The sequence below is a fragment of the Pseudomonas sp. MT92 genome, assembly GCF_058792515.1.
On record NZ_JBXAFA010000020.1, the window covers coordinates 1 to 13,609 of the forward strand.

At 58.6% G+C, this 13,609-nt stretch carries 14 protein-coding genes; 11 read left to right on the plus strand and 3 right to left on the minus strand.

Annotation, left to right across the window (positions count from 1 at the left end; translation table 11 throughout):
* Positions 1-307 precede the first annotated feature (307 nt).
* Positions 308-1,528 carry a CaiB/BaiF CoA transferase family protein gene (locus AC1Q6D_RS28895; protein ID WP_103405404.1) on the minus strand — a complete coding sequence of 407 codons (1,221 nt, stop codon included), beginning with the start codon at positions 1,526-1,528 and terminating at the stop codon, positions 308-310.
* Between the two features lie 13 nt (positions 1,529-1,541).
* A complete protein-coding gene (locus AC1Q6D_RS28900; protein WP_047535952.1) occupies positions 1,542-2,723 on the minus strand; it encodes an acyl-CoA dehydrogenase in 1,182 nt (393 codons plus the stop codon).
* A 157-nt stretch (positions 2,724-2,880) separates the two neighbouring features.
* Between AC1Q6D_RS28900 and AC1Q6D_RS28905 the strand changes: the two genes are divergently transcribed.
* From AC1Q6D_RS28905 to AC1Q6D_RS28955, 11 genes are all read left to right on the plus strand, one after another.
* On the plus strand, positions 2,881-3,780 hold the full coding sequence (locus tag AC1Q6D_RS28905) for a LysR family transcriptional regulator (RefSeq protein ID WP_103405403.1): 900 nt from the start codon (positions 2,881-2,883) through the stop codon (positions 3,778-3,780).
* Between the two features lie 435 nt (positions 3,781-4,215).
* On the plus strand, positions 4,216-5,337 hold the full coding sequence (locus tag AC1Q6D_RS28910; RefSeq protein ID WP_103405402.1) for a Re/Si-specific NAD(P)(+) transhydrogenase subunit alpha: 1,122 nt from the start codon (positions 4,216-4,218) through the stop codon (positions 5,335-5,337).
* A gap of 15 nt (positions 5,338-5,352) precedes the next feature.
* A complete protein-coding gene (locus tag AC1Q6D_RS28915; protein ID WP_003187010.1) occupies positions 5,353-5,676 on the plus strand; it encodes an NAD(P) transhydrogenase subunit alpha part 2 in 324 nt (107 codons plus the stop codon).
* Positions 5,676-7,124, plus strand: a complete 1,449-nt coding sequence (locus AC1Q6D_RS28920) for an NAD(P)(+) transhydrogenase (Re/Si-specific) subunit beta (RefSeq protein ID WP_103405401.1) — start codon at positions 5,676-5,678, stop codon at positions 7,122-7,124. Before AC1Q6D_RS28915 ends, AC1Q6D_RS28920 begins: the two co-directional genes overlap by 1 nt.
* A 213-nt stretch (positions 7,125-7,337) precedes the next feature.
* Positions 7,338-8,831, plus strand: a complete 1,494-nt coding sequence (scpC, locus tag AC1Q6D_RS28925; protein ID WP_047535941.1) for a succinyl-CoA:acetate CoA-transferase ScpC — start codon at positions 7,338-7,340, stop codon at positions 8,829-8,831.
* Between the two features lie 319 nt (positions 8,832-9,150).
* Positions 9,151-9,366, plus strand: coding sequence for a DUF1127 domain-containing protein (locus tag AC1Q6D_RS28930; RefSeq protein WP_047535938.1), 216 nt, complete (start codon positions 9,151-9,153; stop codon positions 9,364-9,366).
* A gap of 256 nt (positions 9,367-9,622) precedes the next feature.
* Positions 9,623-9,832: a DUF1127 domain-containing protein gene (locus AC1Q6D_RS28935; protein ID WP_090466046.1), complete on the plus strand. Its 210-nt coding sequence runs from the start codon at positions 9,623-9,625 to the stop codon at positions 9,830-9,832.
* Positions 9,833-9,974: 142 nt separating this feature from the next.
* Positions 9,975-10,295, plus strand: a complete 321-nt coding sequence (locus tag AC1Q6D_RS28940; protein WP_103405400.1) for a DUF2388 domain-containing protein — start codon at positions 9,975-9,977, stop codon at positions 10,293-10,295.
* A 107-nt stretch (positions 10,296-10,402) separates the two neighbouring features.
* A complete protein-coding gene (locus AC1Q6D_RS28945) occupies positions 10,403-10,720 on the plus strand; it encodes a DUF2388 domain-containing protein (RefSeq protein ID WP_047535932.1) in 318 nt (105 codons plus the stop codon).
* Between the two features lie 28 nt (positions 10,721-10,748).
* Complete coding sequence (locus tag AC1Q6D_RS28950) at positions 10,749-11,069, plus strand: DUF2388 domain-containing protein (protein ID WP_047535930.1); 321 nt, start codon at positions 10,749-10,751, stop codon at positions 11,067-11,069.
* Positions 11,066-13,027, plus strand: coding sequence for a DUF7844 domain-containing protein (locus AC1Q6D_RS28955; protein ID WP_103405399.1), 1,962 nt, complete (start codon positions 11,066-11,068; stop codon positions 13,025-13,027). The genes AC1Q6D_RS28950 and AC1Q6D_RS28955 overlap by 4 nt, the downstream gene beginning before the upstream one ends.
* Positions 13,028-13,163: 136 nt before the next feature.
* Here AC1Q6D_RS28955 and AC1Q6D_RS28960 read toward each other — a convergent pair whose 3' ends face one another.
* Complete coding sequence (locus tag AC1Q6D_RS28960; protein ID WP_103405398.1) at positions 13,164-13,598, minus strand: anti-virulence regulator CigR family protein; 435 nt, start codon at positions 13,596-13,598, stop codon at positions 13,164-13,166.
* Positions 13,599-13,609 lie beyond the last annotated feature (11 nt).

A 13,609-nucleotide genomic window follows, 5' to 3' on the forward strand; every position in this document is an offset into this window, starting at 1 on the left:
GCTTTCGATCTCTCGTCAGCGGGAGGCGAATTCTACAGCGTTACTCGCCGCTGTCAACACCTCTTTTTCAACTTCCTATCGACTTCGATGACCTGAAGCAATCTGCTGTCGAAAACTGCATAACTCATTGTTTACCAAGGAGTTTTCCGTTTCGACTGCGCCGGAAGTGGGGCGAATTATAGGCTTCCAGAATCTGCCGTCAACCACTGATTTGGGTTTTCTATCAATTACTTACGAAAGGCAGGAAAACAGCCGCCCCCCCCCATGCAAAGGAGGAGCAAACCATCCCTCTATATAGAAGATGTCCCTAGAGCACGCCGGACTTTTTAAACGACGCCACCACATCCGCACCCAGCCCCAACACCCGCTGCAGAACCTCCAACGTATGCTCTCCCAGCAGCGGAGGCGCATAACGGTACTCCACGGGCGTCTCGGACAACCGGATAGGGCTTGCCACTTGCGGCACCATCCCGGCCAACGCATGCGGCAACTCAATCGACAACCCTCGCGCCTTGACCTGAGGATCAGCAAACATCTGCGCAAGATCGTTGATAGGCCCGCACGGCACTCCCGCCTGCTCCAGCTGTGCCACCCATTCAGCGGTGGTCTTGAACACCGTCGCCTGACGAATCAGCGGAATGAGCACTGCACGGTTAGCCACCCGCAGCTTATTGGTAACGAATCGCGGATCGTCTGCCCATTGTGGTTGACCGGCCACTTCGGCAAATTTTCGGAATTGTCCGTCGTTCCCTACTGTAAGAATGAAGTCGCCATCCGCCGTAGGAAAATCCTGATAAGGCACGATGTTCGGATGAGCATTGCCCAGGCGTTTGGGTGCATTGCCGGTAGTCAGGTAGTTCATCGCCTGGTTGGCCAGGCAGGCCACCTGAACATCCAGTAACGCCATATCAATATGCTGACCGCCACCGCCCTGACCCCGATGCGCAAGCGCCGCCAGGATCGCCACCGTCGAATAAAGCCCGGTCAAAATATCCGTCAACGCGACGCCGACCTTGACCGGCCCCGCACCCTCTTCACCTTCAGGTCGCCCCGTCAGACTCATGAGCCCGCCAAGCCCCTGGATCATGAAGTCATAACCCGCACGCTTGGCATAAGGCCCGGTCTGGCCAAACCCGGTGATCGAGCAATAAATCAGGTCTGGATTGATAGTCTTCAGCGACGCGTAGTCCAGCCCATAGGCGGCCAGTCCACCGACCTTGAAGTTCTCGATCAGGATGTCCGATTTAGCCGCCAGCTCACGCACCAGCTTTTGCCCCTCCGGACGCGTGAAGTCGATGGTGACCGACTGCTTGTTGCGATTGGCCGCCAAATAATAGGCGGCCTCGCTGGTGTTCTCGCCATCAGCGTCTTTAAGGAACGGCGGGCCCCAGGCACGCGTGTCATCGCCATTGCCCGGACGCTCGACCTTGATCACCTCAGCGCCAAGGTCCGCAAGAATCTGTCCGGCCCACGGCCCGGCCAGCACCCGCGATAAATCCAGAACCCGTAGATGCGAAAGCGCGCCCATGGCCGTTCTCCTATTAATAGAACGCCTGGATGCCGGTTTGCGCACGACCAAGGATCAGCGCATGGACGTCATGCGTACCTTCGTAGGTATTCACCACTTCCAGATTGACCAGATGGCGAGCGACGCCAAACTCATCGGAGATGCCGTTGCCGCCGAGCATATCGCGAGCCATGCGAGCGATGTCCAAAGACTTGCCGCAGGAGTTGCGCTTCATCATCGAAGTGATTTCGACCGCCGCAGTGCCTTCGTCTTTCATGCGACCCAGACGCAGGCAGCCTTGCAGCGCCATGGTGATTTCGGTCTGCATGTCAGCCAGCTTCTTCTGAATCAGTTGAGTGGCGGCCAATGGGCGACCGAACTGCTGACGATCCAGCGTGTATTGGCGAGCGGTGTGCCAGCAGAACTCGGCAGCCCCCAGCGCACCCCAGGCAATCCCATAACGAGCCGAGTTGAGGCAAGTAAAAGGACCCTTAAGGCCACGGATATCGGGGAAGATGTTCTCTTCCGGCACAAATACGTTGTCCATGACGATTTCACCGGTGATCGACGCACGCAGGCCGACCTTGCCGTGAATGGCAGGAGCGCTCAGGCCCTTCCAGCCTTTCTCCAGAACGAAACCGCGGATATCACCCGCATCGTCTTTGCCCCAAACGACAAACACATCAGCGATTGGGCTGTTGGTAATCCACATTTTGTTACCGGTCAGGCTGTAGCCACCTTCCACTTTGCGCGCACGGGTAATCATCGCGCCCGGGTCGGAACCATGGTTGGGCTCGGTCAGACCAAAGCAGCCGATCCATTCACCCGAGGCCAGTTTCGGCAAGTACTTCTGCTTCTGCGCTTCGGTACCAAATTCATTGATTGGCACCATCACCAGCGAGGACTGCACACTCATCATCGAACGATAGCCGGAGTCGACACGCTCGACTTCACGGGCAATCAGGCCATAGCTGACATAGTTGAGGCCGCTGCCACCGTACTGCTCAGGGATGGTCGCGCCCAGCAGGCCCACTTCACCCATCTCGCGGAAGATCGCCGGATCGGTCTTTTCATGACGGAAAGCTTCGAGAACGCGCGGCGCGAGGCTCTGCTGAGCGAACTGCGCAGCGGTGTCGCGGATCATGCGCTCTTCTTCAGTGAGCTGTTGATCCAGCAGCAAGGGATCGATCCAGTTGAAGCTAGCTTTACCGGCCATGAGTATGTCCTCTCGAAACAGGTCTAATAACGTGGACTGATGCTAGGCCGGGTTGGACCTCCCGACAAACGAGGATTTTGCATACTGTTGTGCTAATTTCTCACTCCGAAACGTCGCAAAACCCATTTAATGCAATGAATTAGTGAGGTTGGCGTACATGCGCAGAAAAATACCCAGCACAACCGCCCTGATCAGTTTCGAAGCGGCAGCGCGCAACGAGAGCTTTACCAAGGCAGCACTGGAGCTTTCGCTGACACAGGGCGCCATTTGCCGCCAGATTGCCAGCCTCGAAGACTTCCTCGGCGTAGAGCTGTTCCGACGCTCGCGACGCGGAGTCAAACTGACCGAAGCCGGACTTTCTTACAGCCGCCGAGTCGCCACTCAACTGGACGCGGTGGAGCGCGACACCTTGTCCGTGATGGGACAGCAGGGTGCCAACGTGATCGAGCTGGCCGTGGTGCCGACCTTCGGCACCCAATGGCTGCTACCTCGATTGAAGGATTTTCAGAAAAAGCACCCGGAAGTGACGGTCAACCTGACTAACCGCACACGCCCCTTCCTGTTTGCCGACACCGACTTTGATGCCGCGATTTACTTTGGTGACGCGGACTGGTCGGGTACAGAATCCCACCGACTGATGGGCGAGCATCCGCTCCCGGTATGTAGCCCTGCCCTACTGGGAAACAAGACCGTTCTGACAGCCGATGAACTCGCGGAACTGCCCCTCCTGCAGCAGACCACCCGACCCTATGCCTGGCGGCAGTGGTTCGACTCCCAGCACCTGAATGTACCTCGCGACATGACAGGGCCACGCTACGAGCTATTCTCCATGCTGGCTCAGGCAGCCATGCACGACATGGGAATTGCCCTGATACCGCCATTCCTGATTCAGCGCGAACTGACCGAGAAACGCTTGGTGATCGCCAACCCTCAGGCCCTCTCGAGCATCAAGGCCTATTACCTGATGATTCCTGAGCGAAAGGTCGAATCTGCGTCATTAAGGGCTTTTCGAGACTGGCTGGTGAATCAAGCACACAGCTACAGCCTAGAGAAATGAAGGCTTAGAGGCATTAGCTGACCCCGTAGTCAGCAAAATAAAAACCCTACAGATATAAGTATTTGTCGCATTTTCGCAGACTGTAGACAAAGGTAGTACAGACGTCCTACAAGCGCCTGAAGACGTGGCTTTGAGCTTCTATCTGAAAGCAATGCCGCATCATTCATATGGCCGATGCATAAATGGCTGAAAATCCGCCAAACTCCTTGCAAGGCACGGGTTATAAGGGATTGAGCCGATTAGTTGCGACATTCGGTCACGGGGTGACTTGTAGTTAATTTTCCGTCACCCGTCATAATTCCTTGAAGGGCACAAAGTTCGCCTGCAAAATGCCGCGCCCCGCCCTGATTTGGCGGGATCGTGCTGATCAGCCGCCCCAGTCGCACCATCCGTAGTGCATGGGTTTACTCAATAAGATCACGCAGGAGATTTGACGTGCACATTGGTGTTCCTCTCGAAACCCAGACGGGTGAAACACGGGTTGCTGCAACCCCGGAAACCATCAAGAAGCTGATCGGCCAGGGTCATAAGGTCACTGTACAAAGCGGCGCCGGCATTAACGCCAGTGTTGTCGACAGTGCTTATGAAGCGGCAGGCGCGATCATTGGCAGCGCCAACGATGCGTTTGGTGCGGAGCTGATTCTTAAGGTGGTCGCGCCCAGCGACAGCGAGCTGGCGCTGATCAAGCGCGGCACCGTTGTGGTGGGCATGCTCAACCCGTTCAGCAATGAAACCATCGCCAAAATGGCTGAGTGCGGCATGACCGCGTTCGCGCTCGAGGCCGCACCGCGTACCTCCCGCGCCCAAAGCCTGGATGTGCTGTCCTCGCAAGCCAACATTGCCGGCTATAAAGCCGTGCTGCTGGCCGCTCATTACTATCCGCGCTTCATGCCGATGCTGATGACCGCTGCAGGTACCGTGAAAGCGGCGCGCGTGCTGATTCTCGGCGCCGGCGTGGCCGGGCTTCAGGCAATCGCCACGGCGAAACGTCTGGGTGCCGTGATCGAAGCGTCTGACGTGCGCCCCGCGGTAAAAGAGCAGATCGAATCCCTCGGCGCCAAGTTCGTCGACGTGCCCTACGAGACCGACGAAGAGCGTGAATGCGCCGTCGGTGTCGGCGGTTACGCGCGGCCCATGCCGGCCAGCTGGATGCAGCGCCAGGCGGTGGCCGTGCACGAGCGCGCCAAGCAGGCAGATATCGTCATCACCACCGCGCTGATTCCGGGCCGCAAGGCGCCGACGCTGTTGAGCGCCGAAACCGTGGCACAGATGAAACCGGGCTCGGTGGTCATCGACCTTGCCGCCGCCCAGGGCGGCAACTGCCCGCTGACCGTGGCCGATCAGGTGGTCGTCGAAAATGGCGTGACCATTGTCGGTCCGACCAACCTCGCCGGTGCGGTCGCGGCAGATGCTTCAGCGCTGTATGCCCGCAACTTGCTGGACTTCCTGAAACTGGTCTTCACCAAGGAAGGCCAGTTCGAGATCAACCTCGAAGACGACATCGTCGCCGCGTGCCTGATGTGCCGCGACGGCCAAGTCATCCGCAAAAACGCCTAAGCAGGGATTCAGACGATGGAAGAGCTTATCTCCCCCGGTATCTACAACCTGATCATCTTCGTGCTGGCGATTTATGTCGGTTATCACGTGGTCTGGAACGTTACACCTGCGCTGCACACGCCTTTGATGGCCGTGACCAACGCCATTTCGGCGATCGTGATCGTCGGCGCCATGCTGGCAGCGGCTTTGACCGTGACGCCACTGGGCAAGACCATGGGCACCCTCGCGGTCGCGCTGGCGGCGGTCAACGTGTTCGGTGGCTTCCTGGTCACCCGCCGCATGCTTGAGATGTTCAAGAAAAAAGCCCCGAAAGCCGTAAAAGAAGAGGCGCCGAAGTAATGAGCATGAACCTCGTAACGACGCTCTACCTGATCGCGTCGATCTGCTTCATCCAGGCCCTCAAAGGCCTGTCGCACCCCACCACGTCGCGTCGCGGCAACCTGTTCGGCATGCTCGGCATGGCGTTGGCGATCCTCACCACCGTGGGCCTCATCTATAAGCTGGGCGCACTCTCTTTTGGACAAGGCGGGGCGACAGCGGGCATTGGTTACGTGATTGTCGGCCTGCTGATCGGCGGCACGGCCGGTTCGATCATGGCCAAGCGCGTTGAAATGACCAAGATGCCGGAACTGGTCGCGTTCATGCACAGCATGATCGGTCTGGCCGCGGTGTTCATCGCCATTGCTGCCGTCGTCGAGCCGCAGTCCCTGGGCATCGTCAAGCACCTGGGTGATTCGATTCCGGCGGGTAACCGTCTGGAACTGTTCCTCGGCGCCGCCATCGGTGCCATCACGTTCTCCGGTTCGGTGATCGCGTTCGGCAAACTGTCCGGCAAGTACAAGTTCCGCCTGTTCCAGGGCGCACCGGTACAGTTCGCCGGCCAGCACAAACTGAACCTGCTGTTGGGCCTGGCCACACTGGCGCTGGGCGTGACCTTCATGCTGACCGGCAACCTCAGCGCCTTCGCCCTGATGCTGGCCCTGGCGTTCGTCATGGGCGTGCTGATCATCATCCCGATCGGTGGCGCCGACATGCCGGTGGTGGTGTCGATGCTCAACAGCTACTCCGGCTGGGCGGCGGCGGGTATCGGCTTCTCGCTGAACAACTCGATGCTGATCATTGCCGGCTCCCTGGTGGGCTCGTCCGGTGCGATCCTCTCGTACATCATGTGCAAGGCGATGAATCGCTCCTTCTTTAATGTGTTGCTCGGCGGTTTCGGCAACACAGCCGACGCAGGCCCGGCAGGATCCAAGGAAGCCCGTCCGGTGAAATCCGGCTCGGCTGACGACGCGACCTTCCTGCTGACCAACGCCGACACCGTGATCATCGTTCCGGGCTACGGCCTGGCGGTGGCCCGCGCCCAGCACGCGCTGAAGGAACTGACCGAGAAGCTGACCCACCGTGGCGTGACCGTGAAGTACGCGATCCACCCGGTGGCAGGGCGGATGCCTGGCCACATGAACGTATTGCTGGCCGAGGCCGAGGTGCCTTACGACCAGGTGTTCGAGATGGAAGACATCAACTCCGAGTTCGGTCAGGCCGACGTGGTCCTGGTGTTGGGCGCCAACGACGTGGTCAACCCGGCCGCGAAGAACGATCCGAAATCGCCGATTGCCGGCATGCCGATTCTCGAAGCGTTCAAGGCCAAGACCATCATCGTCAACAAACGCTCGATGGCCAGCGGCTATGCCGGCCTGGACAACGAACTGTTCTACCTGGACAAGACCATGATGGTGTTCGGCGACGCCAAGAAGGTCATCGAGGACATGGTGAAGGCTGTCGAGTAATTCTCGCTGGCACCGAAAACGCCCCGACTTGTCGGGGCGTTTTTATTGGTGAAGACCGTCGGACAAACCGCCGCTTTGTTACCGATTCAGTAACAGTGTTTTGTTTAAAACATCAGGAATTGACGGCCCTTTTGCGACCTTGGTAGCGGGACGTGAACCTTCAAAATTCACTAGACTGCACATCCTGCTACCCGTTTCCCGAGATAACAATCCATGTACCGTGACCGTATTCGCCTGCCTTCGTTGTTGGATAAAGTGATGAGCGCCGCCGACGCCGCCGCTCTGATTCAGGACGGCATGACCGTCGGCATGAGCGGCTTCACCCGCGCCGGCGAAGCCAAAGCCGTACCCCACGCATTGGCCGAACGGGCCAAGGTCACGCCGCTGAAGATCAGCCTGATGACCGGCGCCAGCCTGGGCAACGACCTCGACAAACAGCTCACCGAAGCCGGCGTATTGGCGCGGCGCATGCCGTTTCAGGTGGACAGCACCCTGCGCAAGGCGATCAACGCCGGCGAAGTGATGTTCATTGACCAACACCTCTCGGAAACCGTCGAACAGCTGCGCAACCAGCAACTGAAGCTGCCGGACATCGCCGTGATCGAGGCGGTGGCGATCACTGAACAAGGGCATATCGTGCCAACCACCTCGGTGGGCAACTCGGCCAGCTTCGCGATTTTCGCCAAACACGTGATCGTCGAGATCAACATGGCGCACAACTCGAATCTCGAAGGCCTGCACGACATCTATATCCCGACTTATCGTCCGACCCGTACGCCGATTCCGCTGGTCAAGGTCGACGATCGCATTGGCAGCACCGCCATCCCGATCCCGCCGGAAAAAATCGTCGCGATCGTGATCACCAACCAACCCGACTCGCCATCCACCGTGCTGGCGCCGGACGCTGAAACCCAGGCCATCGCCGACCACCTGATCAGCTTCTTCAAGCAGGAAGTCGACGCCGGGCGCATGACCAACAAGCTCGGCCCGCTGCAGGCCGGCATCGGCACCATCGCCAACTCGGTGATGTGTGGCCTGATCGACTCGCCCTTCGAAGACCTGACGATGTACTCCGAAGTGCTGCAGGATTCGACGTTCGACCTGATCGATGCCGGCAAACTGAGCTTTGCTTCGGGCAGCTCGATCACCTTGTCGAGCCGTCGCAACGCCGATGTGTTCGGCAATCTGGAACGCTACAAGGACAAACTGGTGCTGCGCCCCCAGGAGATCTCCAACCACCCGGAAGTGGTGCGTCGACTCGGCATCATCGGTATCAACACCGCGCTCGAATTCGACATCTACGGCAACGTCAACTCCACCCACGTCTGCGGCACGCGGATGATGAACGGCATTGGCGGCTCGGGCGATTTCGCGCGCAACGCGCACCTGGCCATCTTCGTGACCAAGTCGATTGCCAAGGGCGGAGCCATTTCCAGCGTGGTGCCGATGGTCAGCCACGTTGACCACACCGAGCATGACGTCGACATTCTCGTTACCGAAGTTGGCCTGGCGGACTTGCGTGGCCTGGCGCCTCGGGAGCGAGCTCGCGTGATCATCGATAACTGTGTGCATCCGGACTATCGCGAAGCGCTCAATAACTACTTCTCGGCCGCTTGCGCCCTTGGCGGCCATACGCCACACATCCTGCGTGATGCCCTGAGCTGGCACATCAACCTGGAAGAAACCGGGAAAATGCTCCTGGCGTAACGGGTACAGATAGCCGCTGACGCAAACACAGTTTCGTCAGCGGGCTACCTTCAAACACTATCCCCTCAAAAACTGTACTGCTGTACCGGTCATTTCCTACCGAATCTGCCTACACTCCCGTTCAAAATCAGCAAAATCGCGCCATAATGGTGCAGACAAGTACAGTTGCCTCAATTTCGACCAGTACACCCCCCATAAACAGTTAACTGAGCCCTCACAATACAGGTGAACTGTATCTACAGAGACTAGGCAAACGAGAGGATCATGGGCACCAGTTAAACCACTACCTAATGCCGCCACAAGCGGAAGGATGACCACCATGGAACGTACAATCAGTTCCGATATGTTTCTCGAAAACACTGCTGCAAAAACCCAGGCTTCCATGCCTCTGCGCGTTATCGCCAACCTGATGCTGTGGCAGCGCCGCATCTCCAGCCGCCATCAACTGGCTCGTCTGGATTCGCGTCTGCTGGCCGATGCCGGGATCAGCGAAGCACAACGCTACGAAGAGCTGAGCAAGCCGTTCTGGCGCTAAGTTAGCGTCGCTGGCTCTGACCTGTAGGGTCCACCGCCAGCAACCCGAATTGAAAAAACAAAACCCGTCGTGGGAAACCACGACGGGTTTTGTCGTTTAGGGTCACTAAATATGGCCACACAGTAGAGGTAGCGCCAGACAGGTACAGTTAAGTAAAAATTAGAACTGAACCAGTACAATTTAGGCGCATTGTGTCTGTCATGGAAAGAGCCTCGGTATCACGATAGGACCTCTAGTCAGCACAAGGGACTGCGCCATGAATCACTTGGTAGATGCGCCTGCTTCCACGCTCCAATCAAACCCACGCTCACACTGGTTTCGCAGGCTCTTGAGAGGGCTCTGCAACAGCCTTGAAAGGGCAAGAACCCGGCGAATACTCGGCCAACTCGATGATCGGCAACTCTCGGACATGGGCATCAGCCATGCCGATCGTGTCAGCGAACTGGACAAACCGTTCTGGCGCTAATGCTCCACTCGAACAGACAGCACTGTGCTAATTGCCACGCGCAGGCCTAATATCGACCAGAACGTGGCGAACGCCGAATGCCTGGCGTCTGACTATTCAGGCACCGCGCCCTCTTTCAATCGATACCCAAAGGAGTTACACCATGCCCCGTCTTCGTCTGCTCAGCGCTGCAGCCCTGCTTGCCGTGGCTGCCAATTCCCACGCCAGCAGCTTCATCGTGACCACCGATGCGGTCGTCAACGCCCTCAAGGCCACATCCGATGCGACCACCGATGTCGTCTCGTCGTCGTTCAAGGACAACAAGATCGTCCTCGCTGCCCGTGACGACGCGGCGAGCTTTGTTGCCACTGAAGGCGCGATCCGCGGCGTAAAACTGGAAAGTGCACTCGACTACATTCGTCATCAGGCGCCACAACTGAATGCAACCGACGCGCAACTGGCGCAAGCGATTCTGACCATCTAAGCGGCTGGCCTGGAGCGGGACACGCCAGTCGTGTCCCAATGTTGCGATGCTGGCTCTAGACCGGTGCTTGCGCTAGCCTTGGGACTCACCTTCAACTGTCGAGTCTCATGCGCTTTCATTCAAATCTGTTGATCTCTACGGTGTTTTTCGCGGCCATCCACTCGGGTTCGGCCCACGCTTTTGATGCCTTCAACCTCTCTACACAAGGCACTGTCGCCAGCGGTTACGCCACAAGCATGGTGACCTCGGCGCCCTTCGACCATAAACTGCTGCTCGCCGCCCGGGATGACGCTGCAGCATTCATCGCCAGTGACGGCCAACTGAGAGGCGCACAGCTGGAATCGGCCCTGAATTACCTGCGCCGGACCCAGCCAAAACTTCATGCCAGCGACCTTGAACTGGCACAAGCAATTCTCGTCCAATAGCTATCCCAAGTTTCTCCGGAGTCGTTCCATGCGTAACCCGCTGATTGCCGCCACCCTTGGCCTGCTGCTGCTCGCCGACGTGGCCCAGGCCCATACCCTGGTTGCCACCAGTAACATGCTGATTCGTGCCACCCAGCGCACACTTGATTTCACATCCGATACCACCACCTCCATCCGGGATTCGAAAATCGTCCGCGATGCCCAGGACGATGCCGCCAGTTTCGTTGCCAGCAACGGCGACATTCGTGGTGCACACCTGGAAGCAGCCCTGGGAATGTTGCGCACCCGCGTACCGGAGGCCCGTGACGCCAGTGATCAGGTTCTCGCCGAAGCCATTCTCGCGCTGTGAGGTTTCCAGCTGCCTGGCTGTGGGCCGGGGCGTTGTTGCTGTTCGGTAACACAGCCCATGCCGGCCTTGAATTACATCTCAAGAGCGACGGTCTGAATCCCGCCCAACAGCAAGCCAGCCAAGCCTTGCTCGATGAAGCCATGCAGGCTCTGCCGCCGCGCTTCATCGAGCAACTCGACCGGCGCATCGACGTCGGCTGGACCGACGACATGCCAGGCAACGCCTACGGCCAGGCGTCGCTGGTGTCGGAACTCGACCTGAATCGCAACCTGCTGGCCAGCCTCACCGACGGCAGCGCCGCAAGCAAAAAGACCTATCGCCCCCATGGCACCGTGCGCCGCGAGATGCTGGCGACGGTGCTGCACGAACTGACTCACATCTACGACCGTTCACGCCTGTGGTCGAAAGCGGAACGCCAACTGATTCAGCGCTGCACCCGGCACCAAAACAGTTCGGGGCTGATCGGTATCCCGGACGAATGCCGCGGTCAGTCCGATCGCCGCTTCACCCTCAGCGATGACCCACGCCTGCTCGACCTCGCCGGATGGCAGCAATACGTCGGCCGTCGTGGCGAACGCGAACAGCACAACCGCCAGATCGCCCGCAGCCCGGATATTTACGAGACAACCAGCCCCTTGGAGTTCGTCGCGGTCAACATGGAGTACTTCCTCCTTGACCCGGGCTATGCCTGTCGCCGCCCATCGCTGTACCGCTACTACAAAGAGCACTTCGGCTGGGCGCCCGCCGCCAAGGATGCTTGCGGCAAAACCTTCGCGTTCCTGAATGCCGGTAACGACTTCGCCAAAACACCCCTGGGGCAGGTCGATCCGGAACGGGTCTACGCCGTCGACTATCTGCTGGCGGAGGCCAACCAGAACTGGGTGAGCCGCTGGGGCCATAGCATGTTGCGGCTGGTGATCTGTGCACCAGGCCGACCGCGCGGGCCGGATTGTCGACTGGACCTGGATCAGCACCTGGTACTGTCCTACCGCGCCTTCGTCGGCGACGTTCAGCTGTCGAGTTGGGATGGCTTGGTCGGTAAATACCCGTCGCGCCTGTTCGTCCTGCCGTTGGCCCAAGTGATCGACGAATACACCAAGACCGAATTGCGCAGCCTGGCCTCGGTGCCACTGAATCTGTCGCGCCGCGAGATTGAAGATGTCGTGGAACGCGCCGCCGAAATGCACTGGAGCTACGACGGCAACTATTTCTTCCTGTCAAACAACTGCGCGGTGGAAGAGTTGAAGTTGCTGCGTGGCGGCACCAACAATCCCAAGTTGGTCGCTCTGGACAACATCATGCCAAACGGTCTGCTGGAAGTGCTCAAAGGTCGCGGACTGGCGGATACCAGCGTGCTCGACGACCCTCGTGAAGCCCTGCGCCTGGGCTATCGCTTCGACTCCTTCCGCGATCGTTATCAAGCCATGTTCGACGTGTTGAAAAAACACTTGCCGGTCAAGCAGGAAACCGTAGAGGACTGGCTGGACTTGAAAGCCGAAGAGCGCCGCAAATGGTTCGAACAGGCTGATTTGCGTACGAGCGCAGCGTTGCTCCTGCTGGAACAAGCGAGCTTTCGCCGCCAGTTGCTGTTGGCCCAGGACGAGGTCAAACAGCGTTATCTGGGCGCCAGAGAATTGAAAAACGGTGGAATGGACAAGGCGAACGAGACACTGAGGCAGATTCTCGATAACAGCGGCTTTCTAAGCCGACCGGCAGAATTGCTCGGCACCGGCGGATATGGCTTGCCACAGCCCAGTGAATCGCAACATCTGGAATCGGAAAGCAGCCAGCGACAGAAACAACTGCTGGCACTGTCCGGCGACCTGGATAAGGAAGTCAGAGCGCTGCTTGAACCGAGCCGTGCAGCCGAAATGGCGGCCAATGAAGCCAACGTGAAACAAATCGGAGAGCACCTGCGCAAGTTGCACAAGGCAGCGGGCGGCTTGGAGTTACCTTAAGATCAGAACCTGTAGGAGCGAGGTTGCTCGCGGTGAGGCCGGCACATCCAGCATATAGACTGGCGGGCCTGCCGCCATCGCGAGCAAGCTCGCTCCAACAAGGGTCAGGACGTTCGCCCATCAGCCTGCAAACCTGTCAGTACAGAACCCCCTGCAAGACCTCATAGACAATCCCCGTTCCTACAGCGATCAGCACAACATCCGCACCCGCCCGGCGCCATTCGTAACCGGGGTAATACGGCAAGTGGTTCAACGCCCGGTTATCCAGGCGCTCGCCGTAATAACCTCGGGGCAGCGGTCGCCCACGCACCACAATGACACCTGGCGGCGGCGGTGCACCCCGTACGAAGAAACCGTGATTGTCATGGATTGTCTGGCGCACCGGTCCGAAGTCCCGTGGTGGTGGACCGCCACGATGGTTGTCATGGTCGCGATGATCATCGCCATGATAGTCACCACGGTTATCGTAATGACCGCGATCGTCGTGCTGATCTGCACTGGCCGGCAACAACGGAGTGGCACTGAGCATCAGAACGCCCAGGCTGGCAATCAGACGCTTCGACATTTTCATCAGGTTTTTCC

Excerpts from the sequence above, each read along its gene's own strand:
- AC1Q6D_RS28960 (WP_103405398.1), bottom strand. The coding sequence starts at position 13,598 with ATGAAAATGTCGAAGCGTCTGATTGCCAGCCTGGGCGTTCTGATGCTC.
- AC1Q6D_RS28900 (WP_047535952.1), bottom strand. The coding sequence starts at position 2,723 with ATGGCCGGTAAAGCTAGCTTCAACTGGATCGATCCCTTGCTGCTGGAT.
- AC1Q6D_RS28930 (WP_047535938.1), top strand. The coding sequence starts at position 9,151 with ATGGAACGTACAATCAGTTCCGATATGTTTCTCGAAAACACTGCTGCA.
- AC1Q6D_RS28950 (WP_047535930.1), top strand. The coding sequence starts at position 10,749 with ATGCGTAACCCGCTGATTGCCGCCACCCTTGGCCTGCTGCTGCTCGCC.
- AC1Q6D_RS28905 (WP_103405403.1), top strand. The coding sequence starts at position 2,881 with ATGCGCAGAAAAATACCCAGCACAACCGCCCTGATCAGTTTCGAAGCG.
- AC1Q6D_RS28895 (WP_103405404.1), bottom strand. The coding sequence starts at position 1,528 with ATGGGCGCGCTTTCGCATCTACGGGTTCTGGATTTATCGCGGGTGCTG.
- AC1Q6D_RS28945 (WP_047535932.1), top strand. The coding sequence starts at position 10,403 with ATGCGCTTTCATTCAAATCTGTTGATCTCTACGGTGTTTTTCGCGGCC.
- AC1Q6D_RS28935 (WP_090466046.1), top strand. The coding sequence starts at position 9,623 with ATGAATCACTTGGTAGATGCGCCTGCTTCCACGCTCCAATCAAACCCA.
- AC1Q6D_RS28940 (WP_103405400.1), top strand. The coding sequence starts at position 9,975 with ATGCCCCGTCTTCGTCTGCTCAGCGCTGCAGCCCTGCTTGCCGTGGCT.
- AC1Q6D_RS28920 (WP_103405401.1), top strand. The coding sequence starts at position 5,676 with ATGAGCATGAACCTCGTAACGACGCTCTACCTGATCGCGTCGATCTGC.
- AC1Q6D_RS28915 (WP_003187010.1), top strand. The coding sequence starts at position 5,353 with ATGGAAGAGCTTATCTCCCCCGGTATCTACAACCTGATCATCTTCGTG.
- scpC (WP_047535941.1), top strand. The coding sequence starts at position 7,338 with ATGTACCGTGACCGTATTCGCCTGCCTTCGTTGTTGGATAAAGTGATG.